24 protein-coding genes are annotated in these 26,224 nt (G+C 28.8%); 22 read left to right on the top strand and 2 right to left on the bottom strand.

From position 1 onward, the window contains the following. Nucleotides 1-11: 11 nt before the first annotated feature. From CJ192_RS04035 to leuS, 14 genes are all read left to right on the top strand, one after another. On the top strand, nt 12-749 hold the full coding sequence (locus CJ192_RS04035; RefSeq protein ID WP_004815099.1) for a YebC/PmpR family DNA-binding transcriptional regulator: 738 nt from the start codon (nt 12-14) through the stop codon (nt 747-749). A gap of 1 nt (nt 750) precedes the next feature. Continuing rightward, nucleotides 751-1,512 carry a prolipoprotein diacylglyceryl transferase gene (gene lgt / locus CJ192_RS04030; RefSeq protein WP_102197863.1) on the top strand — a complete coding sequence of 254 codons (762 nt, stop codon included), beginning with the start codon at nt 751-753 and terminating at the stop codon, nt 1,510-1,512. A gap of 189 nt (nt 1,513-1,701) precedes the next feature. Continuing rightward, nucleotides 1,702-2,115, top strand: coding sequence for a division/cell wall cluster transcriptional repressor MraZ (gene mraZ, locus CJ192_RS04025; protein WP_004817387.1), 414 nt, complete (start codon nt 1,702-1,704; stop codon nt 2,113-2,115). A 1-nt stretch (nt 2,116) separates the two neighbouring features. Next, nucleotides 2,117-3,037, top strand: a complete 921-nt coding sequence (gene rsmH / locus CJ192_RS04020) for a 16S rRNA (cytosine(1402)-N(4))-methyltransferase RsmH (protein ID WP_004815107.1) — start codon at nt 2,117-2,119, stop codon at nt 3,035-3,037. A gap of 1 nt (nt 3,038) precedes the next feature. After that, nucleotides 3,039-3,437: a septum formation initiator family protein gene (locus CJ192_RS04015; protein WP_004815109.1), complete on the top strand. Its 399-nt coding sequence runs from the start codon at nt 3,039-3,041 to the stop codon at nt 3,435-3,437. A 5-nt stretch (nt 3,438-3,442) separates the two neighbouring features. After that, nucleotides 3,443-4,393: a phospho-N-acetylmuramoyl-pentapeptide-transferase gene (gene mraY / locus CJ192_RS04010; RefSeq protein WP_102197862.1), complete on the top strand. Its 951-nt coding sequence runs from the start codon at nt 3,443-3,445 to the stop codon at nt 4,391-4,393. After that, a complete protein-coding gene (murD, locus tag CJ192_RS04005; protein ID WP_102197861.1) occupies nt 4,390-5,700 on the top strand; it encodes a UDP-N-acetylmuramoyl-L-alanine--D-glutamate ligase in 1,311 nt (436 codons plus the stop codon). The genes mraY and murD overlap by 4 nt, the downstream gene beginning before the upstream one ends. Continuing rightward, nucleotides 5,701-6,786 (top strand): undecaprenyldiphospho-muramoylpentapeptide beta-N-acetylglucosaminyltransferase, encoded by a 1,086-nt coding sequence (murG, locus tag CJ192_RS04000; protein ID WP_102197860.1) that lies wholly within the window; start codon nt 5,701-5,703, stop codon nt 6,784-6,786. Between the two features lies 1 nt (nt 6,787). Then, nucleotides 6,788-7,567, top strand: a complete 780-nt coding sequence (locus CJ192_RS03995) for a cell division protein FtsQ/DivIB (RefSeq protein WP_102197859.1) — start codon at nt 6,788-6,790, stop codon at nt 7,565-7,567. A gap of 33 nt (nt 7,568-7,600) precedes the next feature. Further along, on the top strand, nt 7,601-8,686 hold the full coding sequence (ftsZ, locus tag CJ192_RS03990; RefSeq protein WP_004817366.1) for a cell division protein FtsZ: 1,086 nt from the start codon (nt 7,601-7,603) through the stop codon (nt 8,684-8,686). Nucleotide 8,687: 1 nt separating this feature from the next. Next, nucleotides 8,688-9,140, top strand: coding sequence for a transcriptional regulator NrdR (gene nrdR / locus CJ192_RS03985; RefSeq protein ID WP_004815125.1), 453 nt, complete (start codon nt 8,688-8,690; stop codon nt 9,138-9,140). Between the two features lie 137 nt (nt 9,141-9,277). Then, nucleotides 9,278-10,609 carry a replication-associated recombination protein A gene (locus tag CJ192_RS03980; RefSeq protein ID WP_102197858.1) on the top strand — a complete coding sequence of 444 codons (1,332 nt, stop codon included), beginning with the start codon at nt 9,278-9,280 and terminating at the stop codon, nt 10,607-10,609. Beyond that, a complete protein-coding gene (asnS, locus tag CJ192_RS03975; RefSeq protein ID WP_004817351.1) occupies nt 10,590-11,978 on the top strand; it encodes an asparagine--tRNA ligase in 1,389 nt (462 codons plus the stop codon). Before CJ192_RS03980 ends, asnS begins: the two co-directional genes overlap by 20 nt. Before the next feature lie 9 nt (nt 11,979-11,987). Next, complete coding sequence (gene leuS, locus CJ192_RS03970) at nt 11,988-14,396, top strand: leucine--tRNA ligase (RefSeq protein ID WP_102197857.1); 2,409 nt, start codon at nt 11,988-11,990, stop codon at nt 14,394-14,396. A gap of 30 nt (nt 14,397-14,426) precedes the next feature. Here leuS and CJ192_RS03965 read toward each other — a convergent pair whose 3' ends face one another. Next, nucleotides 14,427-15,173 (bottom strand): alanyl-tRNA editing protein, encoded by a 747-nt coding sequence (locus CJ192_RS03965; protein WP_102197856.1) that lies wholly within the window; start codon nt 15,171-15,173, stop codon nt 14,427-14,429. A gap of 54 nt (nt 15,174-15,227) precedes the next feature. Here CJ192_RS03965 and CJ192_RS03960 point away from each other — a divergent pair, with 54 nt between their 5' ends. Continuing rightward, nucleotides 15,228-17,408 (top strand): DNA internalization-related competence protein ComEC/Rec2, encoded by a 2,181-nt coding sequence (locus CJ192_RS03960; protein WP_102197855.1) that lies wholly within the window; start codon nt 15,228-15,230, stop codon nt 17,406-17,408. Continuing rightward, complete coding sequence (gene holA, locus CJ192_RS03955; RefSeq protein ID WP_102197854.1) at nt 17,405-18,418, top strand: DNA polymerase III subunit delta; 1,014 nt, start codon at nt 17,405-17,407, stop codon at nt 18,416-18,418. The genes CJ192_RS03960 and holA overlap by 4 nt, the downstream gene beginning before the upstream one ends. A 67-nt stretch (nt 18,419-18,485) precedes the next feature. On the opposite strand, the gene rpsT is transcribed toward holA, so the two are convergent. Continuing rightward, nucleotides 18,486-18,752: a 30S ribosomal protein S20 gene (gene rpsT / locus CJ192_RS03950; RefSeq protein WP_004817328.1), complete on the bottom strand. Its 267-nt coding sequence runs from the start codon at nt 18,750-18,752 to the stop codon at nt 18,486-18,488. 140 nt (nt 18,753-18,892) lie between these two features. On the opposite strand from rpsT, the gene lepB reads away from it, so the two are divergent. The 6 genes from lepB to dnaK all read left to right on the top strand — a co-directional run bounded on the left by lepB (nt 18,893) and on the right by dnaK (nt 26,097). Beyond that, nucleotides 18,893-19,441, top strand: a complete 549-nt coding sequence (lepB, locus tag CJ192_RS03945; protein ID WP_102197853.1) for a signal peptidase I — start codon at nt 18,893-18,895, stop codon at nt 19,439-19,441. Continuing rightward, nucleotides 19,441-21,246 carry a translation elongation factor 4 gene (gene lepA / locus CJ192_RS03940; RefSeq protein WP_102197852.1) on the top strand — a complete coding sequence of 602 codons (1,806 nt, stop codon included), beginning with the start codon at nt 19,441-19,443 and terminating at the stop codon, nt 21,244-21,246. Before lepB ends, lepA begins: the two co-directional genes overlap by 1 nt. A gap of 263 nt (nt 21,247-21,509) precedes the next feature. Beyond that, nucleotides 21,510-22,634, top strand: coding sequence for a radical SAM family heme chaperone HemW (gene hemW, locus CJ192_RS03935; protein ID WP_102197851.1), 1,125 nt, complete (start codon nt 21,510-21,512; stop codon nt 22,632-22,634). Nucleotides 22,635-22,708: 74 nt separating this feature from the next. Continuing rightward, nucleotides 22,709-23,707: a heat-inducible transcriptional repressor HrcA gene (gene hrcA / locus CJ192_RS03930; protein WP_102197850.1), complete on the top strand. Its 999-nt coding sequence runs from the start codon at nt 22,709-22,711 to the stop codon at nt 23,705-23,707. A gap of 17 nt (nt 23,708-23,724) precedes the next feature. Further along, on the top strand, nt 23,725-24,264 hold the full coding sequence (gene grpE, locus CJ192_RS03925; RefSeq protein ID WP_102197849.1) for a nucleotide exchange factor GrpE: 540 nt from the start codon (nt 23,725-23,727) through the stop codon (nt 24,262-24,264). A 12-nt stretch (nt 24,265-24,276) separates the two neighbouring features. Beyond that, complete coding sequence (dnaK, locus tag CJ192_RS03920) at nt 24,277-26,097, top strand: molecular chaperone DnaK (protein ID WP_102197848.1); 1,821 nt, start codon at nt 24,277-24,279, stop codon at nt 26,095-26,097. The last annotated feature ends 127 nt before the right edge of the window (nt 26,098-26,224 follow it).

Here is a 26,224-nt window from a genome sequence, read left to right as displayed (position 1 = left end):
AAGGAGGAAATATGTCAGGACATAATAAATGGAGCAAAATTAAAAATAAAAAGGGTAGTGAAGATGCAAGACGTGGAAAAATTTTTACAAAACTTGGTAGAAATATTTCAGTTGCTGTAAGAGAAGGTGGAGATAATCCAGAATATAATCCAGCACTAAAAGCTGCAATTGATAAGGCTAAGGCTGAAAATATGCCAAATGATAATATCGAAAGAGCAATCAAAAAAGCAAGCGGCGATATGGATGGGGCAAATTTTGAAAGAATTATCTATGAAGGATATGCTAAAGATGGAGTAGCTGTAATTGTTGATTGCCTAACAGACAATAAAAATAGAACAGCTCCAGATATTAGACATATTTTTGATAAAAATGGTGGAAATCTTGGAACTGATGGATCAGTAATGTTCATGTTTAACAGAAAAGGACTAATCGAAATTGAAAAAGCTGGAATTGATTTTGATGATTTAATGTTAGAAGTGATTGATCTTGGAGCAGAGGATGTGACAGATGAGGGCGATACTTATCAAATTATAACAAGTGTCGAAGATTTTCAAAGCATAGTAGATGGAATTAAAAAATCAGACTATAAACTTACAAAGGCAGACATTTCATACATTGCTGATAATTTAATTGATGCACAAGAATCAAATAACAAACAAATAATGAAATTAATCGATGCTCTTGAAGATAATGACGATGTTCAAGAAGTTTATACAAATTGGAATGTGCCAGATAGCATAGAAGATTAATATGTTGAATTTTAATATAGATAGGGTTGCTTTTTCCTTATTTGGAATTGATATATATTGGTATGCCATATTAATAATTTCAGGAGTTTTAATTGGGGCAAAAATTGCACAAAAAGAATTTGTAAAAAGAGGATTTTCTGAAGATTTCATTTATGATTTACTTTTTGTAACCCTTCCTTTTGCAATAATTGGAGCTAGGATTTGGTATGTAATATTTGAATGGGATTTTTATAAGAATGATCCAATACAAATTTTAAATTTTAGGGCAGGTGGACTTGCCATTCACGGTGGTATTTTGTTTGCGATAATTGCAATATACTTTTATACAAAGAAAAAAAACCTACCCCTAATTGATATTTTAGACATTATGGTCCCTTCCCTTGCTTTGGGCCAAGCTATTGGTAGGTGGGGTAATTTTGTAAATGGAGAAGCCCATGGAAGTGCTACAAATTTACCTTGGGCTATAATTGTTGATGGAGTAAAAGTTCACCCAACTTTTTTGTATGAATCACTTGGAGATTTTTTGATATTTTTATTTTTACTAATATATAGGAAAAAAAATCCAAAAAAAGGAATACAAACATCAGTTTATTTTATGGCTTATGGAGTTTTAAGATTTTTTGTGGAAGGACTTAGAACCGATTCTTTGATGATAGGACCTTTTAGGATGGCACAAATAACAAGTGTTGCATATTTAATAATCGGAATATTTTTATTTGTAAAATACAAAAATATAAATTTAAAACCATATAAGAAAAATTAACAGCTTAGGCTGTTTTTTTTCTTTGCAAATTTTTATTTTGGGAAATTAAACCACCTTACTTTTAAAAAAATAAAAAATACTCTTAAAATATATAAATTTGACCATTAAAATAATTTTATAATCCTTTACAATTTAAAGGATTTGGTATAAAATAATTATGAAGTGGAAATATGTGGTAGAAGGTGGGTCATGTTTTTAGGAGAATTCATTCATAAATTAGATTCTAAAAATAGAATAATGATGCCAAGTGAATTTAGAGATGATCTCGGTAGTGAATTTTATGTAACAAAGGGACCAGAGCGTTCTTTAGTTTTATATACTATTGATGAATTCGAAAAACGTGCCAAAAAATTTGAAGAATTATCCTACCAAAATAAAAACAATAGGGCGATGAAAAGATTGTTTTTCTCTTCCACTATCAAAGCTTATTTAGATAAACAAGGGCGAGTTTTATTAAATAAGCAATTGCGCGAGTATGCCAATTTAAATAAAGAGGCTATTATAATCGGAAATAATACCAACATAGAAATATGGGATTTGGATAATTGGAATGATTATATTGGTGATGTAGAAGTGAACTTATCAGAAATTATGGATCAGTAATATGGAATTTTCTCACAAATCAGTTTTATTAAATGAAACTATAAAAAATTTAAATATTAAAGAAGATGGTATATATGCTGACCTAACTTTGGGTAAGGGAGGCCATTCTAAGGAAATTTTAAAAAACTTATCACCTGAAGGTCTTTTAATTGGCTTAGACCAAGATAAGGATGCTATCAAAGCAGCTAGAGAAAATTTGAAAGATTTCTCAAATGTTTTATTTTTTAATGAGAACTTTGAAAAAATTTCAGATGTTCTTGATAAGGCTAGCTTAAAAATGATAGATGGCGCTTTGATGGACATTGGCGTAAGTTCATATCAAATTGACAATGGAGATAGAGGTTTTTCTTATATGAAAGACGGACCTTTGGATATGAGAATGAACAAAGATAATGAGTTAACAGCAAAACAAATTGTCAATGATTACTCTTTGGATGAGCTTTGGGAAATTTTTTCCAAATATGGTGAAGAAAGATATTCTAAAACCATTGCGAAAGCTATAGTAGATTACAGAAAATTGCACGAAATTAATACAACTTTACAACTCCGAAATATTGTTATGAAATCTGTAGTTACTAATGAAGCTCATCCTGAAAAAAGAGTATTCCAAGCTTTAAGAATAGAAGTTAACAGAGAGCTTGAAGTTTTGGAAAATACTTTAGAAAAAATAGTAGACCGTCTTAATAAGGGAGGAAGGTTGTGTGTAATAACTTTTCATTCTTTAGAAGATAGGATAGTTAAAAATAAATTTAAAGAGATGAGCAAAAAATGTATATGCCCACCTGAATTTCCTGTTTGTGTTTGCAATCACGAAAAAAAGGTAAAGATAATAAGTAAAAAACCTATTTTGCCATCTAAAGATGAACTTAAAACAAATAGAAGATCTCATAGTGCCAAGCTAAGGGTTTGCGAAAGGGTTTAAAATGTCAGCTGCTTTGAAAAAAAGAAAAGTTAATAAAAATTTAAATAAAAGAAAAAAGCTAAGTTTACATAATCAAACTTCTTACGACACTAAGTTTAGCTATAATAGGCTTAAAAAGAAGGATAAGAAGTTTAAGAGAAATGTCTTAGCTTTATTAATTTTATCCTTTATTTTTATGGGGATTTTTTCTTTACATAATTATATGAAATTGAATAATATGAGAAACGAGTATAATAATTTACAAAGTCAATATACATCTTATCAATTGACAAGGGATAGGTTGAATAAAGACCTTGAAGATTCAGTTGATTTAAAAGAAATCCAAAGATATGCAATGGAAAATCTTGGCATGATTTATGAAAACAAGGACAACACTGTTTATCTTAATATTGATAGGTAGGAGAGATGAAAAATATTATTTTAATTATTTTAATAAGTTTAATACTAACTTTAATTTTAGGAAAAATTATTATTCCAATTTTAAAGTCTAGTCATATTGGACAGAATATTAGACAAGAAGGACCAAAAAGTCATTATGATAAAGCAGGAACACCAACTATGGGTGGTATTATATTTTTAATTTCAGCTCTTGTTTTAACATTGATATTTGTTCCTTTTTCTATGAAAACTTTTATATTATTATTAGCAACATTTGGTTTTGGGGCTATTGGTTTTATTGATGATTTTAGAAAACTAGTTTTGAAAAGATCTCTGGGACTAACTGCTATGCAAAAAATAATCCTTCAAGTTGGATTATCATTTGCTATTGCAATTTTATGTTTTATCTTTCAAAATGATACAATCACAAAATTATGGATTCCATTTACAGATATTAGATTAAATGTTTCTATTTTAGGAATTCCAATAATGATGTTTATAATGATAGGAACATCGAATGCTGTAAATTTAACTGATGGGCTTGATGGTTTATCTACCCAAGTTTCAATTCCAGTTTTTATTACTTTTATAATTTTAGCTAAAAATATAGAAGATGAATTATTTGCAAGCATCATGCTTGGAGCAGTTTTAGGATTTTTATTTTTTAATTCAAATCCAGCAAGCGTATTTATGGGGGATACAGGATCTATGGCTATAGGTGGGGCTGTAGTTGCTCTTGCTATAAATATGGGGATGACTTTGTTTTTGGTAATACTTGGAGGAGTATATGTAGCTGAAGCACTAAGTGTAATAATCCAGGTTGCATCATACAAACTTAGAAATAAAAAGAGAATATTTTTAATGACACCAATCCACCACCATTATGAATTGAAAGGATACAAAGAACCAAAAATAGTTACTGGTTTTACAATAGTATCAGTAATTTTATCTTTGATTACTTTATTAGCAGTACTATGAAAAAAGTTTTAGTTTACGGTTTAGGAATAACAGGAATATCTACAGTAAAAACTTTAGATAAATTAGGATATGAAGTTTTTACTTATGATAAAAATAAAAATAAAGACGAAAGATTAGAGGGCTATAATTATAGCCCTATTTCTGATTTAAAAATTAATGAAAAGTATGATTTTGTAGTAAAATCACCAGGAATTAGGCCTGATGATAAGATTGTACAAAAATTAGAAAAAAATAATCAAATTATTTCAGATATAGAACTATCATATAGGATTTTTAAAGATAAAAAAATAATTTCAGTCACAGGAACAAATGGTAAAACCACAACTACATCTCTAATTACATATGTTTTAAATCAAGCAGGGCAAAAGGCAATTAGTGTAGGAAATATAGGTGAGGGGATTTTGTGGCAAATGTACAATAAGGATGCTGTATTTGTTGAAGAAGTTTCATCCTTTCAACTACATGATACAAAAACATTCAAACCACATATTGGAGCGATTTTAAATATTAGTCCAGACCATATAGATTGGCATGGATCATTTGAAAATTACGCCAATGATAAGTTAAAACTTGCAGTTAACCAAGATGAAGATAATTTTTTAGTTATTAACCATGATGACAAAATATTGTTAGAAAATAAAAATAAATTTAAGGCGAAAATATATGAATTTTCTATGAAAGAAAAAGTAGAAAGAGGAATATATTTAAAAGATGATAGTTTGTATTTAAAAGATCAAAAAGATATATTTTTATTAAATAAAAAAGATTTAAAGATAGTAGGAAATCACAACCTAGCAAATGCAGCCTGTGCTATGCTTTGCTTATACTTATATGGAATAGACTTAGAAAAAATAAAAAAATATACAAAAACCTTTAAGGCAATTGAACACAGGTTGGAATTTGTCAAAAAAGTAAACAATGTTTCATTTTATAACGACTCAAAAGCAACCAACGTTGATAGCACAATAAAGGCCATAGATTCTTTTGACAAAAACATAATTTTACTTGCAGGTGGCTATGATAAAAAAATTGATTACTCACCAATGTTTGAAAAAGAAAATGGAAAAATAAAGGCCATGATTTTATTAGGTCAAACAAAATATATTTTAGAAGATTTATGCAAAAAATATAAAATAGAATATTACCTTGTAGATGATATGCAAATGGCTGTTGACAAGTCTTTTGAAATCATGAAAGATTCTGATACAGTTTTATTATCGCCTGCAAGTGCAAGTTGGGGAATGTATAATAATTACATGCAAAGAGGAGATGACTTTAAAAAAAGAGTTTTAGAAAAGGAAGTTTAAATGAGAGTAATAGTATCTGGAGGAGGCACAGGTGGACATATATATCCTGCCATTGCAATGTGCCAAAAATTAGAAAAAGAAATAAATGATATAGAAATTTTATATGTTGGAATAAAAGGAAAGCCAGAAGAAAGAATAGTAAAAAAATATGGCTATAAATTTAGACCAATTGAAGCTATGGGTCTTCCTAGAAAAATTTCCAAAAGACTTTTTAAATCATTAATAACAAATTTTAAAGGATTTAAAGAGGCTAAAAAAATAATAAAAGAATTCAAACCTGATCTTGTAATTGGAACTGGTGGCTATGTTTGTGCACCAATACTTTATCAAGCAAGCAAGAAAAATATCAAAACTCTTATTCACGAGTCAAATTCATTCCCAGGAATTACCACAAGATTTCTATCCAATAAAGTTGACTTAGTATGCATTTCTTTTGAAGAAGCGAAAAAACACATAAAAAATCAAAAAAATATCCATATAACAGGTAATCCTGTAAGAGGAAATTTTAATACTAATTATACAAAAGAAGATTTAGAAAAATTAGGCATAAAAAAAGATAGGCCGGTAGTTTTCTCTTTTGGAGGATCAAACGGGTCAAAAGCCTTAAATAATGCCGTACAAGAAATGAGTAACTTGATGGACGGTAAATTTTATCTCCTCCATCAAACAGGATCTATTTTTTATGATGATTTTCTAAAAAATACAAAAGAAAATGAATTTATTAAAGCATTTTCATACATAGATAATATAGATCTTTTCTATGGAGTAAGCGATCTTGTAATATCCTCATCAGGAGCCATGAGCCTTAGCGAGATTTCAAGCTTAGAAAAAGCTTCAATATTAATACCTAAAGCTTATACAACAGAAAACCACCAAGAATATAATGCTAGAACCTATCTTGACAAAGGTGCAAGTTCTATGATTCTTGAAAAAGATTTAACAGGTGAAGTCTTATATAAAAACATAGTTGATATAATTGATGATAAAGAAAAACTAAAAAAGATGGGTCAAATGGCAAAATCTTTACAAAATCCAGACGCTGCTGATGAAATATATAAATTAATAAAAAATTTAATGGAAAATTAAAATGAGTAATAAAAACAGAAAAAGAAGAAAAATAAAAAGAAAAGAAAAAATATTTACTCCGATTTTTATTATATTTTTAGTAATTCTTAGCCTTGGAATTTTAATATACAATTTTTTCAACCATGAATACTTTAAAATATCTCAAGTATTTATAGAAGGAAATAAAGTTTTATCAGATGATCAGATACTGAAAAAATTAAATAATCCAGTAGGCAAAAATATTGTCCTATATGACGAAAAAGAAAGTATAGAAAAATTAAAAAAGGATCAAATAATTAAAAAAATCTCTATAGATAAAGAAATGCCAGATAAAATTGTGGTTAAAGTTAAAGAAGAATATCCATATATGTACACGACATATAAAAAAGATAAATACATTATTACTAATAACGGAAAAGTTTTAGATAGGACGATTAAATTAAATAATAAAAGTTTAATAAAAATAAAACTTCCAAAAAAGAAACCACAAATAGGTAAAAAATTTACTGATGATAAAAATATTTTAGAATTTATATCTTTATTGCAAAAGCTAAAATATAGTAAGGACATAAAAGAAATAGACTTGGAAAACTATAATGATATTGGTATAATAATAAAAGATATTCAGATTAATTTCGGAGATTTAAAAAATTATAAGTATAAATTGAAATTACTTGATTCGGTTTTAAAAGATATAGATAATAAAAAACTAAAAGCATATTCTATTAGTCTTGATAAAGGAAAGAATCCAGTAGTGGAAGTTGAAGAAAAAAGTCTTGACGAAAAAGATGAAGATAATTAAAAAATATTATTCTTAATGAAACGGGGGAGGAAGATGGCAAATATCAATATGGAAGTAGAAAATAACGCCTTAGCCAAAATAAAAGTTATTGGAGTAGGTGGAGGTGGAAATAATGCAATAAGTAGAATGAGAGAGGGTGGCCTTTCTGGTGTAGAATTTATTGCATTAAATACAGACCTACAAACTTTAAATGAAGCAAATGCCGATATAAAATTACAAATTGGTGCAAAGCTTACAAGAGGACTTGGAGCAGGAGCTAATCCTGAAATTGGTGAAAAAGCTGCTGAAGAAAGTGAATCAGAAATTGATGAATCACTAAAGGGAGCAGACATGGTATTTATAACTGCCGGAATGGGTGGTGGAACTGGTACTGGAGCAGCCCCTGTTGTAGCTAGAAAAGCAAAAGAACAAGGAATACTTACAGTAGGTGTTGTAACTCGTCCTTTCACTTTCGAAGGAAGAAAAAGACAAACATCTGCAGAAGGTGGAATTGAAGCTTTAAAAGAAAGCGTTGATACATTAATCACCATACCAAATGATAGACTATTACAAATAGTTGAAAAAAGAACATCAATGGTAGAGGCCTTCAAAATGGCAGACCAAGTACTTATGGATGCTGTAAGTGGTATTTCAGAACTTATAGCTATACCAAACGTAATTAACCTTGACTTTGCTGATGTTAAATCAATCATGTCTGATCAAGGAATAGCTCACATGGGAATTGGTAGAGCAAGTGGTGAAAATAGAGCTGTAGATGCAGCAAAAGCAGCAGTTAACTCTCCACTTCTTGAAACATCTATTGAAGGTGCTAATGCTGTATTATTAAATGTAACAGCAGCAGAAGTTGGTCTAATGGAAGCAAATGAAGCAGCAGAATTAATCAGAGATCACATCGATTCAGATGCAAATATCATTTTTGGTGTAGGTAGCGATGAATCACTAGGCGATGATATTAAGATTACTGTAATTGCTACAGGATTTGACCAAGATAGTCAAAAAAGAAGAGAAACAATTGAGACTAGAAGACCAAGTCAAAGTACAGGACAAAGACCTGCACAAAGAAGTCAAAAATCTTCAAATCCATTTGATGATATAGATTTACCAGATTTCTTAAAATAAAATGAAATGTCCATATTGCGACTCAAATGATACAAAAGTCATAGACTCTAGAGCCACAGAAGATAATCACGCTATTAGAAGAAGAAGACTTTGCCAGACTTGCAATAAGAGATTTTCAACTTATGAAAGATATGAAGATCAAACTCTAATGGTTGTAAAAAAAGATAACACAAGAGAATCTTTTGATAGGGCAAAACTTATCAGTGGAATAGTAAAATCGTGTGAAAAAAGACCAGTAAGTATGGATCAAATAGAAAAAATTGCAAATGAGATAGAAATTTCTATTAATCATATTGGTAAAAAAGAAATACCATCATCAAGTATTGGTAAATTTGTCATGGACCATCTAAAAAAATTAGATCCTGTTGCTTATGTAAGATTTGCATCAGTATATAGAGAATTTAAAGATGTTGAGTCTTTTTATAAAGAAATTAAAAATTTAGAAAATGATTAGATAATTTAGGGCTTTTGCAAATATGAATTAAGTCTAACTTTAATATAAGTCAAATAAAAATTTAAATAATTTTTGTTTAGACTTTAAAGATTAACTTATTCGTTATGCAATGGTCCTTTTTTTGAAAGAAGTTTAAAATGGATTTATTCGAACTAAATAGACAAAGACAATTAGAAAAATCAGCTCCCTTGGCAGATAGGATGAGACCTGAAAATATTGAAGATTTTTTGGGACAAGACCATTTGTTGGGAGAGGGTAAAATTATTAGAAGGATGATAAAATCAGATAGAATTTATTCATCTATTTTTTATGGCCCGCCAGGAGTTGGAAAAACTACCCTTGCAAAAATTATTTCAAAATCTACAAATATGGCTTTTGAAAAAATTTCTGCCGTAGCTAGTGGAATAAGTGATCTAAAGAAAAAAATTGAAATAGCAAAAGATAATCTAAAATTTGAAAATAAAAAAACAATTTTGTTTATAGACGAGATTCATAGGTTTAATAAAAGTCAACAAGATTATCTTCTTCCTTTTGTTGAAGATTCTACTATTATTTTGATAGGGGCTACAACAGAAAATCCATATTTTGAGGTAAATAAGGCTCTAATTTCAAGAATGTATGTTTTTGAATTAAAAGCTCATACTAATGAGGATTTGCATAAATTAATTGATATGGCCTTGACTAAGGATAAAGTTTTAAAAAATAAAAATATAAAAATTGATAAGGATGCAAGAAATACCTTAGTAAAATTTTCGAATGGCGATTGTAGGGCTTTATTAAATGCCTTAGAAATTGCTATATTTTCACAAGAGGATAAAGAAGGTATAATAGAAGTTGATCGACAAAGTATACTTAATTCTATCCAAAAAAAGATTTCTATATATGATAGAAATGGGGATAGACATTATGATACTATATCTGCCTTTATAAAATCTATGAGAGGGTCTGATCCTGATGCTGCAATTTTCTATTTAGCAAAAATGTTAAATAGTGGAGAGGATATAAAATTTATAGCAAGAAGGATGATTATTTTTGCATCAGAGGATATTTCCCTGGCAGATCCTTATGCTTTAAGCCTTGCTACTAATACCTTTACAGCAATAAATACTGTTGGCATGCCGGAAGCTAGAATTATTTTAGCTCAAACTTGTATTTATCTATCTTTGGCAAAGAAAAATAATTCTACCTACCTTGCTATAAATAAGGCTATGGATTTTGTGAAAAATGAAAAAGATCTGGAAGTTCCTAATAAACTAAAAGACACACATTATAAGGGGAGTAAAAATCTTGTAAAAGATACTTATTTATACCCACATGATTATAATGGTTATGTAAAACAAGATTACCTTCCAGATGGATTTGTAAAAGAAAAATTTTATGAGTCAAAAGATATAGGTTATGAAAAAATACTTAGTAAAAATTTAGAAAAAATAAAGAGAGGAAATGAGGATGAAATTATCAGAGATTAAAAAAGATGTTGAAAAATACATTGACCAAGAAATTACAGCTCAAGGCTGGATAAGACAAGCTAGATTTACAAAAAATGTTGGTTTTATAGAATTAAATGATGGAACAATTTTTAAAAATTTACAAGTTGTTGTAGGAAAAGACTTGGAAAACTTTGAAAGCATACAAAAAGAACACTTGTCAGCTTCTTTAAAGGTTATTGGTAAGCTTGTTAAAACTAATAATGCAAAGCAAGCCTATGAGCTTCAAGCAAATAAAGTAGAAGTTTTGGGTCATAGTGATGAGAATTTCCCAATACAAAAACAAAAACAATCTCTTGAATATATGAGAACTATTCCTCATTTAAGAGTTAGAACTAATACTTATAGGGCTGTTTTTAGATTAAGATCAAAACTTGCTTATGCCCTTCATAAATTCTTCCAAGAAAGAGAATTTATTTACTTAAATGCACCTTTAATTACAGCTTCAGATACTGAAGGTGCTGGGGAAATGTTCCAAGTTACAACTCAAAATTTAGAAAAACCAAATCTTGATAAGGATGGTAAGGTTGATTATTCAAAAGATTTCTTTGGAAAAAAATCATATCTAACTGTATCAGGACAACTTGAAGCTGAAGATTATGCTCTTGCTCTTTCAAATATCTATACTTTTGGTCCAACATTTAGGGCTGAAGAATCAAATACACCAAGACATGCTGCAGAATTTTGGATGCTTGAACCTGAACTTGCCTTTGCAGATTATAATGTATGTATGGATGTGGCTGAAGAAATGATGAAATATATGATTGAATATGTTTTAGAAAATTGTAAGGATGAGATTGAATTTTTCAATGAAAGAATAGATGATACTTTGATCGAAAGACTTACAAAGGTTAAAAATGCTAAATTTGCAAGAATTACCTATACAGATGCAATTGAAAAATTAAAAAATGCTGATGTTGATTTTGAATATCCAGTAGAATGGGGAATTGACCTTCAAACTGAACATGAAAGATATTTATCAGAAAAAATAGTTGATGGTCCTGTTTTTGTAACAGATTATCCAAAAGATATTAAGGCGTTTTATATGAGAAGAAATAATGACGGAAAAACTGTAGCTGCCTTTGATATGCTTGTTCCTGCAGTGGGTGAGCTTATAGGTGGAAGTCAAAGGGAAGAAAGATATGACGAGCTTGTAAAATCTATGGAAGATAATGGATTGAAAATTGATGAATATCAAAATTACCTAGATTTAAGAAAATATGGAACAGTTGTTCATTCAGGATATGGACTTGGCTTTGAAAGGGCTGTAATGTATCTTACAGGAATGAAAAATATCCGTGACGTTATACCTTACCCAAGAACAGTTAATTCTTTTGCATCAAAAAATTAAGGAGAAAATATGAGGGAATATAATCCAAATGCCATTGAAAAAAAATGGCAAAAAATATGGGATGAAGAAGAAACCTTTAAATCAGAACTTGATACAGATAAGAAAAAATTCTATCCTTTGGTAGAATTTCCTTACCCATCTGGTCAAGGTCTTCATGTAGGTCACCCAAGACCATATACAGCTTTAGATATAGTAGCTAGGAAAAGAAGACTTGAAGGAGAAAATGTAATTTATCCAATGGGATGGGATGCTTTTGGCCTTCCAACAGAAAATTATGCTATAAAAAATCATATTCACCCAGCTATAGTAACTAGAGATAATATAAAAAATTTTAAGGCTCAAATGAAATCAATAGGATTTTCTTTTGATTGGTCCAAAGAAATAAACACTACAGATACAAATTATTACAAATGGACTCAATGGATTTTCATTCAATTATACAAACATGGCCTTGCCTATAAAAAAGAAATGCCAGTTAACTGGTGTCCATCATGTAAAGTTGGTCTTGCAAATGAAGAAGTTGTTGATGGAAAATGTGAAAGATGTGGGTCAGAGGTAACTCACAAGGTTAAAAATCAATGGATGTTAAAGATTACAGAATATGCTGATAGGCTTATTGATGATTTAGATGAAGTTGATTATGAAGAAAAAATAAAGACTCAACAAAAAAATTGGATAGGTAGAAGTCACGGTGCAGAAATTAATTTTTCTTTAAAAGATAAAGACTATAAATTAAATGTCTACACAACAAGACCTGATACAATTTTTGGGGCAACCTATATGGTAATTGCACCAGAACATCCAATGCTTGAAGAATTTAAAGATGAGATTAAAAACTTAGATGAGGTTAAAGAATACCAAGATTTTGCTAAGAAAAAATCTGACTTTGAAAGAAGTGAGCTTACAAAGGAAAAAACCGGTGTAAAACTTGATGGAATTTCTGCTATAAATCCTGTAAACGGAAAAGAAATTCCAATTTGGATTTCTGATTATGTTTTAATTTCTTACGGAACAGGTGCTATTATGGCAGTTCCTGCTCATGATGAAAGAGACTTTGAATTTGCACAAAAATTTGAAATGCCAATTATTCCTGTAATAGATACGGGGGATGAAGATTTACCAACAACTTCAATTGATAAGGGACTTTTGATTAATTCAGATTTTCTAAATGGACTTACTGTAGCAGATGCTAAAAAGAAAATAATTGAATTTGTTGAAGAAAAAAATCTAGGTTCAGCTAAGGTAAACTATAAACTTCGTGATTGGGTATTTTCTAGACAAAGATATTGGGGTGAACCAATCCCAATGATTTATTGTGAAGAACATGGATGGGTTGCTGAAAAGGAAGAAAATTTACCAATAAAATTACCAGATGTTGATTCTTATGAAGTTACTGATGATGGGGAAAGTCCACTTTCAAAAATAGATGAATTTGTAAATACTACTTGTCCAATTTGTGGAAAGCCTGCAAAAAGAGAAACTGACACCATGCCTCAATGGGCAGGATCTTCTTGGTATTATTTAAGATATATTGATCCAAATAATAATGAAGACTTAGCTAGTAAAGAAAAATTAGATTATTACACACCTGTTGATTGGTACAATGGGGGAATGGAACATACTACACTTCACTTACTTTATTCAAGATTTTGGCATAAATTTTTGTATGATTTAGGAAAAGTTCCTACAAAAGAACCATACAAGAAAAGAACTTCTCACGGAATGATTTTGGGAGAAGACCATCAAAAAATGTCAAAATCAAGAGGAAATGTTGTAAATCCTGACGATATTGTAAGAGATTATGGGGCAGATACCCTTAGAGCTTATGAAATGTTTATTGGTGATTTTAGGTCAACAGCTCCTTGGTCAGACGAAGGCGTTAAGGGTTGTAGAAAATATTTGGAAAGAGTATTTAATCTTTATGACTTAGTAGAAGATGGGGATGAATATACTAAAGAAATTGAAATTTTAATTAATCAAACTATTAAAAAAGTTTCTGAAGACTATGAATCACTAAAATATAATACGGCAATTGCTGCTCTAATGAGTTTATTAAATGAGATGAGAAATATTGGAAAAATCACTAAAAAAGATTATAAAACTTATCTAATCTTATTAAATCCAGTTTCTCCTCATTTAACTGAAGAATTGTGGGAAGAAATTGGTTTTGAAGGTCAATTAAACCAAACATCATGGCCTGAATACGATGAAAGCAAACTTGAATTTGATTCTATAGAACTTCCTATTCAAGTAAATGGAAAAGTTAGGGCTACAATAAAAATTTCAAAGGATGCAGATCAAGAAGATGCAGTAACAAGTGCAGAAAATGATCAAAATATTCAAAAATATATAGACGGTAAAAATATATTTAAGGTAATCTATGTACCAGGAAAAATATTAAATTTACTTGTAAAATAAAAATAAGGCTCTTGCAAATGCAAGGGCCTTTTAAATATATGTCGATTTTTGGATTGTTGAAATTATTTTTCTAAGCTTATCCGATGTATTAATTTCAGAAAAAGAAATATTTTTAATTTCACTAATCACTTTTATATTATTTTTTGTAAAATTTTTATAGTCAGAACCTGTAATAAAATCAATTAAGAGAGTTTCATCTATTTTTTCAACTGAAAGAACAAAAATACCTTGTAAATACTTTGTATTATTATGGTAGACTCCAGAATTAAAGTCTTTGTCAAAACCTTTGATTTCAACAAAATCTCTATCTTTATTAATTTTTAATCCCAAATCTATCAATTTATTAAATAATCTTAAAAAATCATCTATTGAAAAATTCTCATAAAAATTTGAAACCTTAATTTGAGAATAATTGTCTTTTATTCTTAAAGTAAGGTCTTTGTTGTTATAATATTTTAAAAATAAAGATTTAAAAATAAAAAAAGCTGTGTTATAATCCATATTTTTAAGTCTTATGTCCTTATCAAAACTAAGCTTAACAGAAGATGATTTTATTTTATTATTTATTGTATGTATCAAATTTCCATTAATAAATCTAATATGGCTAACTTCATTTCCTGAAATTCTTGGATTTTCATCTAAAAGAAATGGAGAAGTTGGCATAAAAATACTCCTATCCAAAATTATCTTTGTATTTTTTCCTTCACTTTTGGTCTTAATAATTTTGGAATCAATTTTATTTAATTGTGGATGACTAATGTATAACAAATCATTCATAAAATTACCTCTAATTTATTATATCATATGTTATAATAAATTCAGGAGAATCTTATGAGAAAAAATTTGTTTTTTTTACTTATTTCTTTGTTGGCAGGGATTGGAATTTTTACTTTGTATGAGGCTTATAATTTTTCTTATTTAATTATAGGCTTATTTGTATGGGCAGTTTTTCTTTTTATTAGAAAATCTTTCTTTTCGTATCTTTGTTTAGGTTTTTCTTTGGGACTTTTTCTTGGAGTTTTTTCTTTTTCTTCTTATAAACTTGATAGGTATAATGATTTAGATTTAAACCTTATTGTAGTTGATAAGGCAAAAAATGAAGATTTTTATACATATTATGTGAAAGCAACAAATAAAAAGGAAAAAATCAATGAAAAATCTTCTTTTATTAGCCATAAAAATTTCCAAATTGGACAAAGACTAAGGGCAAATTGTAAAATTTCTTGGCATAAGACTAACACTAACCCTTATTTATTTTCTTATAGGAAATTTTTACTTTCTAAAAATATTAAGTCAAAACTTGATATAAAATCTTATAAAAATTTAGGCTATTCATCTTCTGTTTTTTTAAAAATTAAGAGGTCTTTTAGGATATATATTGAGAAAAGTTTTGGGGAAAATTTATCAAAAAAATCTTTTTTGTTTATAAAATCTGTTATTTTATCTGAAAGATTTGATGATAGGGAAGCTTTGAATAAGTTAGGTCTTTCACATATTTTGGCAATTTCTGGACTCCATATAGACTTAATCCTTACTTTATTGTTATTTTTGCTTATAAAATCTGGGATTTCTTATAAATATTCCTATCCAATTTCTCTAGGCTTTTGTTTGTTCTATGGATATTTAATTTCTTTTCCCTTTTCGGTAATTAGGGTACTTTTAATGTATTCTTTTTCTTACTTAGCATTTTTGTTAAAAAAAGGAAGGGATATGTATAAAAATCTTATACTTTCAATGTTATTGATTTTATTTTTTAATCCATTTGCCATTTTCAACTCTGGGTTTTTCCTATCTTTTTTGGCAGGATTTGCAATTTATGTAATTTATCCAAGCCTTGTTAGAGGAAAAAAATATACATACATAAAGAAAAGTCTAATTTTTACCTTGACTTTACAAGTTACTTTAGCCTTTCATATAATTTATTACTATGGATTTTTCAATTTGCTAAGTTTTTTTGCAAATTTTTTGGTTATTCCTATTTTTACTATATCTATGTATATGATTTTTGGAATAATTATCTTATATCCATTTTTAGGAGGACTTTTGGGAATATTTTTCTATATTTTAGATTTTTTAATAGGGTCTATTTTAAATATAGTTAGCTTTTTAAATTCATTTTCAATTTTTAGCCTTGAATTTCCAAAAGAATCTATTTTAATTTGTTTTTATTACCTAATACTTTTATTTATTATGGTAAAATTTACCAATAAAAAAATAAGGGCAAAAAATTTCTTGGTCTTATCAATTTTTATTGTAATGTTTTCTATAATTAAAGATAAGAATAGGCCAATTTCTTTTCAAATGATCGATATTGGTCAAGGGGATTTCTTTATTTTGCAAGATGGTAAGGATGTATATTTATTTGATTGTGGGGAAGTTTCCTTTAAAAATTATTCTTCAAGTGAAAAAATTGCCATACCTTTGTTAAAGGCCAAGGGAGTTAAAAAAATCAAGGCTGTTTTTGTATCTCATGAGGACAAAGACCATATGGGAAGTATAGAGAAACTTAAAAATAATTTTAAGCTTGGCCCAATTATTTCAAATAAGTATAATAGAAACTTAGGAAAAATTCACTCTTTTAAAGAAATGAAAGAGGTAGATGTGTATGAGGGGAAAACTTTTAAAGTAAGGTGTTTGAGAAATTTTGATGGAAGGGAAAATGAGAATTCTATGCCTCTTTTAATTGAGATTAATAATTTTAAGATTTTAGATATGGGAGATTTGCCCGGGGATAAGGAAGAAATTATTGCAAGGGATATAGATATTTTAAAAGTTTCCCACCATGGATCAAGATTTTCGACATCAAAAAAATTTGTAGAAATTACAAGTCCAAGACTTGCCCTAATTTCTGCAGGAAGAAAAAATACCTATGGCCATCCCTCAAAGGAAGTTTTAGAAAATTTAAAAAATATTGAAATTTGTAATAGTCAAAGGGATGGATATTGCCAAATTGATTTTTACAAAAATTCATTTAAGGTAAAAAAATATGTAAAAGGAGGATTTTTTAGATGAATTATAAGGAATTTATGACTGATTTATTTAAAAAAAATACAAGCGGAATTTATCTAATTGATTCTAAAGAAGAATATTTGAAAGAGACAATAATAGACCAAGCCAAGGATTTGATATCCTTTCCGGACTTTAATTATACTGAAATAAAGGGGAAAAAGAGCCTAGAAGAGATTAAAACTGCCATGGATACCTATCCTATAATGGAAGATAAAAAGGTTCTTATTTGGAGAAATATTGACTTATCAAAAAATTCTATAAAAGAATATGATGACATATGTAAGCTTTTGATTGATGATGCTAAAAATATTCCGGAATTTTTAACCCTTATAGTAATTGCTGAAGATAATGTCTTTAAGGGGAAATTTTATAAAACTATAAAAGAATATGGAAATATAGTTGAAATTGATAGGTTAAATAATAATGAATTGGTATCTTTTATTGGTAAAAGATTTGTAAAAAATAAAAAGAAAATTAAAAAATCCTATATAAATGAAATCATAGATAGGTTTTCTTATTTAAATAAAAATTCCCAAATTGATCTTTATGAGGTTATAAATACTGTTGATAAGATTATTGCAAATTCCGATAAAATTGAAGTTTCTATTGAAGATGTCCAAGATCAACTAGATAAAATATTAGACTTAAATATTTTTAACCTAACAGACGCCTTATCGGTCAGGGATAGTAAATCTGCAATGAATACATATTTATATATGGCAAAGGATATGGATGAAATTTTTAAAATTTTTCACATGATAGTAAGACATATAAGAAATTTGATTGGTATAAAAGTATTAACAAAGGCTTCATATAATGATGCCTTTATACAAAAATCTTTGGGAATTTCAAGCTTTGAATTAAGAAAAGACAAGGGATTTATAAGAAATTTTAGTCTTGATGACTTATTTGATATTCAAGAATTTTTATATAAGTGTGATCTAAAACAAAAAAGTCAAGATTTTGATATGAATTTAAACATGTTAATCTTGATTGAAAAATTTTCTAAATAAAAAAATCGACTCATTCTAATCTTGGCGACTTGTCTAAGTCGCAAGTTTTGAATGAACCGATTAAAAATTAAGCATTTAATGAATTTAATTTTTTAGCTAATCTTGATGATGTTCTACTAGCTTGATTTTTGTGAATTATGTTTTTAGCTGCTGCTTTTTTTACTTTTTTATCAACAGTTTTGAAAAGTTCATTAGCTTTTTCGCTATCTTTATTTTCTATAGCTTGTTCAAATTTTTTAACATAAGTTTTTATTTCAGATTTTACTGATTTATTTCTAGCAGTTTGTTTTCTTGTTACATCAATTCTTTTTATTGCTGATTTAATGTTTGCCATTTTTTCACCCCCAATTTATATCGACTGATTTATTTTACCATAAAAATTACATTATTACAAATCTTTATCTTTTTTTAAAATCAAAATATTTGGAACTTTTGCCATATTCGTTTATAATTAAAAAATGAGAGAGGTGTAATATGACAGAAAAATCTAATGATTTAGAATTTCTTGATTGGATAAAAACAATTTTATTAGCCTTAGTTATTGCTTTTTTTATAAAAATATTTGTGATGGATGCAACTAAGGTAGAAGGAAATTCTATGCTAAATACTTTACATAGCGGCGATATGCTATTTGTTGATAAGGTTTCAAAACATTTTAAAGGATATGAAAGAGGAGATATAGTAATAATAGATGCTCCCGACCAAGCTGATACTTTATATATAAAAAGAATAGTTGGTATGCCTGGAGACAATATAGAAATAAATGATGGAGATGTTTATGTAAATGGGGAAGTCTATGAAGAAAATTATATAAACAATGATGAAACTCTCACAACAAATGAAAATTCTTCATGGCAAGTAAAAGATGGAGAGTATTTTGTAATGGGAGATAATAGATTGCCAAATGCTAGTAACGATTCTAGAAATTTTGGACCAATTTCTGATCAAAAAATTGTAGGACATGCATTTTTAAGATTTTTCCCAATATATGATATAGGATTTGTAGATAAGGAAAATAGATAATGAGGAAAAAAGAAAATATAAGAAATTTCTCAATAATTGCCCACATAGACCATGGTAAATCTACCCTTGCAGATAGGCTTATAGAAAAAACTCAGTCTGTTGCAAAGCGTGAAATAAATGATCAAATGTTAGATAGCATGGAACTTGAGCAAGAAAGAGGAATAACAATAAAATTAAAATCTGTAAAGTTAAAATACAAGGCTAATGACGGAAAAGTTTATGATTTAAACTTAATAGATACACCAGGCCATGTGGACTTTACTTATGAAGTTTCAAGATCCTTGAAGGCGTGCGAGGGAGCAATTTTAGTTGTTGACGCTTCCCAAGGAGTTGAGGCACAAACTTTGGCAAATACTTATCTTGCCCTCGAACAAGATTTGGAAATTTTACCAGTTTTAAATAAGGTTGATTTGCCAAGTGCAAGAATTGATGAGACAAAAGAAGAAATAGAAAATCAAATTGGTTTGGATACAGAAAATATTCCCTTAGTTTCTGCCAAAACCGGCCTTAATATTGACGATGTTTTGGAAGATATAATTGAAAATGTTCCAGCACCAGAAGATCATGATGATAAACCCCTAAAAGCTTTAATTTTTGATTCATATTATGATTCTTATAGGGGAGTAATTTGCTATGTTAGAATTTTTGAAGGAAGCGTAAAGGCAGGAGATGAAATTTTGATGATGGCAAGTGGCAAATCTTACGAAGTAACAGGCGTTGGATATACTATGAAAAATAGGATTGAAACCAAGGATTTAAAAAGTGGAGATGTAGGATTTATTGAAGCAAGCATTAAAGATATAAGAAATGCTAGGGTTGGTGATACCATAACTTTAAAAAATAATCCTACTGATTCTGCTCTATCAGGATATAAGGAAGTTTTACCAATGGTATATTCTGGAATTTATCCTGCAGAAGGAGAATCTTACAACAAATTAAAGGATTCTTTGGAAAAACTTCAAGTTAATGATGCAGCCTTAGTTTTTGAGCAAGAAAATTCACAAGCTTTGGGAGTAGGACTAAGATGTGGATTTTTGGGTCTATTACACATGGATATTATTACTGAAAGACTTGAAAGAGAATATGATCTTGACATAATAGCAACTGCACCTTCAGTAATCTATAGGGTAAAAACAAAAGGGCACGAAGAAAAAAGATTAGAAAATCCAAATGATTTTCCAGCCCCATCAGAAATAGACTATGTAAAAGAACCTATAACAATATCTGAAATAATGACACCAAAGGATTATATAGGACCTGTAATGGAACTTGCCCAATCAAGACGTGGAGAGCTTATTGATATGTCCTATATTGATGAAAATAGGGTTTTAATTAAATACAAAATTCCTTTAAATGAAGTAATTTATAACTTTTTTGATTCTTTAAAATCAAGATCAAAAGGATATGCATCCCTTGATTATGAAGTTGTAGATTACGAAGAAAGTAATCTAATCAAACTTGATATAAAAATTAATGAAGAGAGGGTTGATGCCTTATCAACAATTGTTCACAAAGATTTTGCCTATGCTAGGGGAAGATCAATAGTTGAAAAATTAAAAGACCAAATCCCAAGACAACAATTTGCAATTCCAATCCAGGCTACAATTGATTCAAAAGTTATAGCAAGAGAAACAGTAAAGGCTTTGAGAAAAGACGTTATTGCAAAATGTTACGGTGGAGATATATCAAGAAAGAAAAAACTTCTAGAAAAACAAAAAGAAGGAAAGAAGAGAATGAGACAATTAGGAAGCGTACAAATTCCACAAGATGCCTTCCTTGCTGTATTGAAATATGATGATGAATAAAAGTTAGGATAAATCTTAACTTCAGTTAGTAACAAAGCTTCAAGCACGAATATCGGATTTCAAAAATTGAAGATTTCTAAATTTAAAAATTCTAAAATCGCAAACTCGCTTGCACTCGAACGGTGCGATTTTTAAGGGATTTTTAAATTTGAAATCAAATCAATTTTTTCCGTATGCTATTCTTAGCATGAGGCTTTGAATACTTTTAATAATTGAAGTGAAGATAAATCCTAACTTTTTTTTGAAAAATTTAAGGAGAAAATATGGAAAAAATTGGAATCTATGTTCACATACCTTTTTGTAAGAAAAAATGTTTTTATTGTGATTTTACAGCATTTCCAAATTTAGAATCTTGGATAAAGCCTTATTTTGAAAATTTAAAAAAAGAAATAATCTTATACCAAAAAAATATGGATGTTGAAGTCGATTCTATTTATATTGGCGGTGGAACCCCAACCTACGTTGATTTCAAATATATTAAAGAGCTTGTAGATATACTTAATAAATTTGACCTAAGTCAGGTTAAAGAATTTACAATCGAAGCTAACCCAAACTCTTTAAGCTTAGAAAAATTAAAGGCATATAAAAGTTTAGGTATAAATAGGATTTCTCTTGGCGTTCAATCCTTTGATGATGAAGTTTTAAAGAAAATTGGCAGAGACCATAACAAGGAAATTGTCATAAAAGATATAGAAAATATTAGAAAGGCAGGTTTTGATAATCTTTCTTTGGATATGATTTTAAACCTTCCTGGTGGAAATTTTTATTCTATAAAAAATGATTTGGAGATAATAAAAAAAATAAATCCAGAACATTTATCCTACTATTCCTTAATACTTGAAAAAGGATCTCATTTTTATAGTCTTTATAAAAAAGATAAACTTAAACTTATGGATGATGATTTGGAAAGAGATATTTTTTCCTATATTGAAGTTTACTTAAAAGATATTGGACTAAATAGGTATGAAATTTCTAATTTTTCAAAAAAAGGCTTTGAATCCTACCATAATAAAAAATATTGGTCAGAAGGAGGATACCTTGCCTTTGGTCTTGGGGCATCAGGATTTTTGTCAAATGTTAGATATAATAATGTGAAAAATTTTGTGAAATATGAAAATTTAATTAATGAGGGGAAATTCCCAATAGAGTTTAGAGAATTTATCTCAAATGATGAAAGAGAAAAAGAATATATAATTTTTAAATTAAGAGAAGTTGAGGGAATTGATTTAGAAGAATTCGAAAATATTTTTGGCCATTCTCTCTTAGAAAAATATAGTAAAATGATTGAAAAATTTTATAAAGAAGGATTTTTTGAAATTGATCAAAGCTTAAAATTTACCCATAAGGGCTTTGATTTATCAAATGAATTTTATATTGAAATAATATAACTTGCAAAAAGAAAATTAGCTAGTATACTATAATTAGCAGTCAGATAATTGGAGTGCTAAATGAGGTGAAAATAATGAACGAGAGAAAAAAGATGATACTCTTTTCCATTATAAACTCATACGTTAATCTTGGAGAGCCTATTGGTTCTAAATCATTACTTAATGAATATTCACTAGATATTTCGTCTGCAACAATTAGAAATGAGATGAGCACTCTTGAAAAAATGGGACTTTTGGAAAAGGCCCACACATCTGGAGGAAGGTACCCATCAGACAAGGGTTACAGACTTTATGTTGATAATTTATTAGAAAGTTCATTAAATATTAGAGAAGATGAAGATTTGGAAAGAATTCTTGATAAAAGATATGGTAATGTTTCAAAAATTGTGGAGACTGCAACACTGCTTCTGGCAAAGATGACAAATCTTACAGCCGTTTCTTATACTATTAGAAATAATATCACTAAGGTAATAAATTTAGAAATTTTAAAAATTGATCCTAATGTACTTTTATTTATTGTTGTTTATGATAATGGAAGCTTAATAAGCGATAGAATTTACATGGTTGATGAAATTAATGATGATGAGCTAGCAAATATTTCTACAACATTAAAAGAAAGTATAGAAGGTGAGAGTTTAAAGGATATTTCTAAAATATTTGATAGACTTAAGAAAAATGGTTTTAAGAAATATGAGAATTTGTTAGATATTTTGGAGAAAAAAATAAATAATGATTCTTTAAGTGATTTAACAAAAGAAGTAATTATAAAGGGACTAGGCAATATCTTTAATTTCAAAGAATTTGAAGATCCGATAAAGGCTAAAGAGTTTATTAAGATATTCGATAGTAAGGAAAGAATCTGGGAATTGATTGAAAATTCCGAAAGTGATTTAAAAATTACTATTGGTGATGAAAATGAGATAAATGAATTGAAAGATAACACAATTATAACTTCACATTTTAATTATGACAAAGACATTGTAGGCCAAATTGGAATAATAGGACTTACAAGGATTGATTATAAGGAAGTTATTTCTGACATCAAGCTAATATCAGATTTACTTAGCAAATAATAAGGTAGGTGTTAAAGGTGGACAATGAAAAAAAGCATGATGAAAATGTTGAAAATATAGAAAATATAGACGAAGAATTAGAAGAAATTGATGCTGAAATAGTTGATGAAGACGGTAATGTAGAAGAAGATTTATCAAATAATGATGATAGTGAATACAAAGAAAAATACCAAAGACTATTGGCAGATTTTACAAATTTCAAAAAAAGAGAAGAAAAAGCAAGGTCTGATTTTAAAAAGTTTGCTTCATCAAATTTAATCGAAGAACTATTACCAGTTTTAGATAATTTTGATAGGGCACTAAAAGATCAAGACAAAGAAGATTCTTTTGTTCAAGGAATAATAATGACAAGGGATTCTTTATGGAAAGTTTTGGAAAAAGAAGGACTTGAAGAAATTGAATCTGATGGTGTAGAATTTGATCCAAACTTCCACCACGCTTTTCAAACTGAAGAAAACGAAGATTTTAAATCAAATTATATTATAGAAACCTATCAAAAAGGATACAAACTAAATGATAGAGTAATTAGACCAAGCATGGTTAAAGTTGCAAAATAGGAGGAGAATATTATGGCAAAAATTATAGGAATTGACTTAGGAACAACAAACTCAGCAGTTGCCGTTATGGAAGGTGGGGATTCAACAATAATCCCAAATACTGAAGGAAATAGAACAACACCATCAGTTGTAGCTTTCACAAAAGATGGAGAAAGACTTGTTGGAGAAACAGCAAAAAGACAAGCAATAACAAATCCTGATAGAACAATCTCATCAATTAAAAGAGAGATGGGAACTGATTATAAAACTGGTGAAATTGATGGAAATTCTTACACACCAGAAGAAGTTTCAGCTATGATTTTACAAAAATTAAAATCAGATGCAGAAGGATATTTAAATGATACAGTTACTGATGCAGTAATCACAGTCCCTGCTTACTTTACAGATGCTCAAAGACAAGCTACAAAAGATGCTGGAAAAATTGCAGGTTTAAATGTAAAAAGAATTATAAACGAACCAACAGCAGCAGCTCTTGCTTATGGAATGGATAAAGAAACTGACCAAGCAAAAATTATGGTTTATGACCTTGGTGGTGGTACATTCGATGTTTCAATTCTAGAAGTAGGCGATGGGGTATTTGAAGTTTTATCTACAAGAGGAAATAATAAACTAGGTGGGGACGACTTTGATAATAGATTAGTTGATTATTTAGCAGCTGAATTTAAAAAAGAAACAGGCGTTGATTTAACAAAAGATCTTACAGCTATGCAAAGATTAAAAGATGCTGCAGAAAAGGCTAAAAAAGAATTATCATCAACAAAAACAACTAATGTAAACCTACCATTTATTACAGCTGTTGATGGACAACCAGTTCACTTAGATATTACAGTTACAAGAGCAAAATTTGATGAATTAACTCATGATCTTGTAGAAGCTACAAGAAAACCTGTTGAAGATGCCCTAAAAGATGCTTCTTTATCATCAAGCGATATAGAAAAAGTATTACTTGTAGGTGGATCATCAAGAATTCCTGCAGTTCAAGACTTAGTTAAAAATATAATTGGAAAAGAACCACAAAGAGATATAAACCCAGACGAATGTGTTGCACTTGGTGCTGCAATTCAAGGTGGAGTTTTAACAGGAGAAGTTAAAGACTTATTACTTCTTGACGTTACACCACTTTCTTTAGGAATTGAAACTCTCGGTGGAGTTGCTACAAAATTAATTGAAAGAAATACAACAATTCCAACTAAAAAATCTCAAATCTTTACAACAGCTGCAGATGGACAAACTGACGTTGACATTCACGTTGTACAAGGTGAAAGAGAAATGGCAGCAGACAATACTACACTTGGTAGATTCCAATTAACAGGTATTCCTGCAGCAAGACGTGGAGTTCCACAAATCGAAGTTACCTTTGATATAGATGCAAATGGTATTGTAAATGTATCAGCAAAAGACCAAGGTAGTGGAAAAGAACAAAAAATTACTATTACTTCATCAACAAACTTAACAGAAGAAGAAATAGATAAAAAAGTAAAAGAAGCTGAAAAATTTGCTGATGATGACAAAAAGAAAAAAGAAGGTATTGAAGTTAAAAACAATGCAGAATCTTTAGTTTACCAAGCAAGAAAAACTTTAGAAGATGCAAAAGTTGAAGGAAGCGAAAAAGATAAGATTGAAGAAAAAATCAAAGATCTTGAAGCTAGCATAAAAGCTGATAATACTGAAGATATCAAAGCAAAAACAGAAGCCCTACAACAAGAAATCTACTCAATGAGTGAAGCAATGTACAAAAACGCTCAAGCAGGTCAAGAAGGACAAGATGCTGGAAAATCTGATGACGATGTAGTAGATGCTGACTATGAAGTTGTAGATGATGACGAAGAATAAAAAATAAATAAAATTTAAAGAATAGGAGGCCTTGCTTCTTATTCTTTATTTTTATTTTAAATTTTAAAATATAATTTAATTTTTTTATCAAAGTGGTATAATATTTGGGCTTAGATAAAAGTATAAA

It is taken from the genome of Anaerococcus hydrogenalis (assembly GCF_002871895.1).
Taxonomy (GTDB): domain Bacteria; phylum Bacillota; class Clostridia; order Tissierellales; family Peptoniphilaceae; genus Anaerococcus; species Anaerococcus hydrogenalis.
The sequence above is the reverse complement of the archived record's forward strand: the minus strand, read 5'-3'. Positions and strand labels throughout refer to the sequence as shown.

What these genes read in the sequence shown, in the direction of transcription:
- CJ192_RS04035 (WP_004815099.1), top strand. Translation starts at nt 12, where the DNA reads ATGTCAGGACATAATAAATGGAGCAAAATTAAAAATAAAAAGGGTAGT.
- lgt (WP_102197863.1), top strand. Translation starts at nt 751, where the DNA reads ATGTTGAATTTTAATATAGATAGGGTTGCTTTTTCCTTATTTGGAATT.
- mraZ (WP_004817387.1), top strand. Translation starts at nt 1,702, where the DNA reads ATGTTTTTAGGAGAATTCATTCATAAATTAGATTCTAAAAATAGAATA.
- rsmH (WP_004815107.1), top strand. Translation starts at nt 2,117, where the DNA reads ATGGAATTTTCTCACAAATCAGTTTTATTAAATGAAACTATAAAAAAT.
- CJ192_RS04015 (WP_004815109.1), top strand. Translation starts at nt 3,039, where the DNA reads ATGTCAGCTGCTTTGAAAAAAAGAAAAGTTAATAAAAATTTAAATAAA.
- mraY (WP_102197862.1), top strand. Translation starts at nt 3,443, where the DNA reads ATGAAAAATATTATTTTAATTATTTTAATAAGTTTAATACTAACTTTA.
- murD (WP_102197861.1), top strand. Translation starts at nt 4,390, where the DNA reads ATGAAAAAAGTTTTAGTTTACGGTTTAGGAATAACAGGAATATCTACA.
- murG (WP_102197860.1), top strand. Translation starts at nt 5,701, where the DNA reads ATGAGAGTAATAGTATCTGGAGGAGGCACAGGTGGACATATATATCCT.
- CJ192_RS03995 (WP_102197859.1), top strand. Translation starts at nt 6,788, where the DNA reads ATGAGTAATAAAAACAGAAAAAGAAGAAAAATAAAAAGAAAAGAAAAA.
- ftsZ (WP_004817366.1), top strand. Translation starts at nt 7,601, where the DNA reads ATGGCAAATATCAATATGGAAGTAGAAAATAACGCCTTAGCCAAAATA.
- nrdR (WP_004815125.1), top strand. Translation starts at nt 8,688, where the DNA reads ATGAAATGTCCATATTGCGACTCAAATGATACAAAAGTCATAGACTCT.
- CJ192_RS03980 (WP_102197858.1), top strand. Translation starts at nt 9,278, where the DNA reads ATGGATTTATTCGAACTAAATAGACAAAGACAATTAGAAAAATCAGCT.
- asnS (WP_004817351.1), top strand. Translation starts at nt 10,590, where the DNA reads ATGAAATTATCAGAGATTAAAAAAGATGTTGAAAAATACATTGACCAA.
- leuS (WP_102197857.1), top strand. Translation starts at nt 11,988, where the DNA reads ATGAGGGAATATAATCCAAATGCCATTGAAAAAAAATGGCAAAAAATA.
- CJ192_RS03965 (WP_102197856.1), bottom strand. Translation starts at nt 15,173, where the DNA reads ATGAATGATTTGTTATACATTAGTCATCCACAATTAAATAAAATTGAT.
- CJ192_RS03960 (WP_102197855.1), top strand. Translation starts at nt 15,228, where the DNA reads ATGAGAAAAAATTTGTTTTTTTTACTTATTTCTTTGTTGGCAGGGATT.
- holA (WP_102197854.1), top strand. Translation starts at nt 17,405, where the DNA reads ATGAATTATAAGGAATTTATGACTGATTTATTTAAAAAAAATACAAGC.
- rpsT (WP_004817328.1), bottom strand. Translation starts at nt 18,752, where the DNA reads ATGGCAAACATTAAATCAGCAATAAAAAGAATTGATGTAACAAGAAAA.
- lepB (WP_102197853.1), top strand. Translation starts at nt 18,893, where the DNA reads ATGACAGAAAAATCTAATGATTTAGAATTTCTTGATTGGATAAAAACA.
- lepA (WP_102197852.1), top strand. Translation starts at nt 19,441, where the DNA reads ATGAGGAAAAAAGAAAATATAAGAAATTTCTCAATAATTGCCCACATA.
- hemW (WP_102197851.1), top strand. Translation starts at nt 21,510, where the DNA reads ATGGAAAAAATTGGAATCTATGTTCACATACCTTTTTGTAAGAAAAAA.
- hrcA (WP_102197850.1), top strand. Translation starts at nt 22,709, where the DNA reads ATGAACGAGAGAAAAAAGATGATACTCTTTTCCATTATAAACTCATAC.
- dnaK (WP_102197848.1), top strand. Translation starts at nt 24,277, where the DNA reads ATGGCAAAAATTATAGGAATTGACTTAGGAACAACAAACTCAGCAGTT.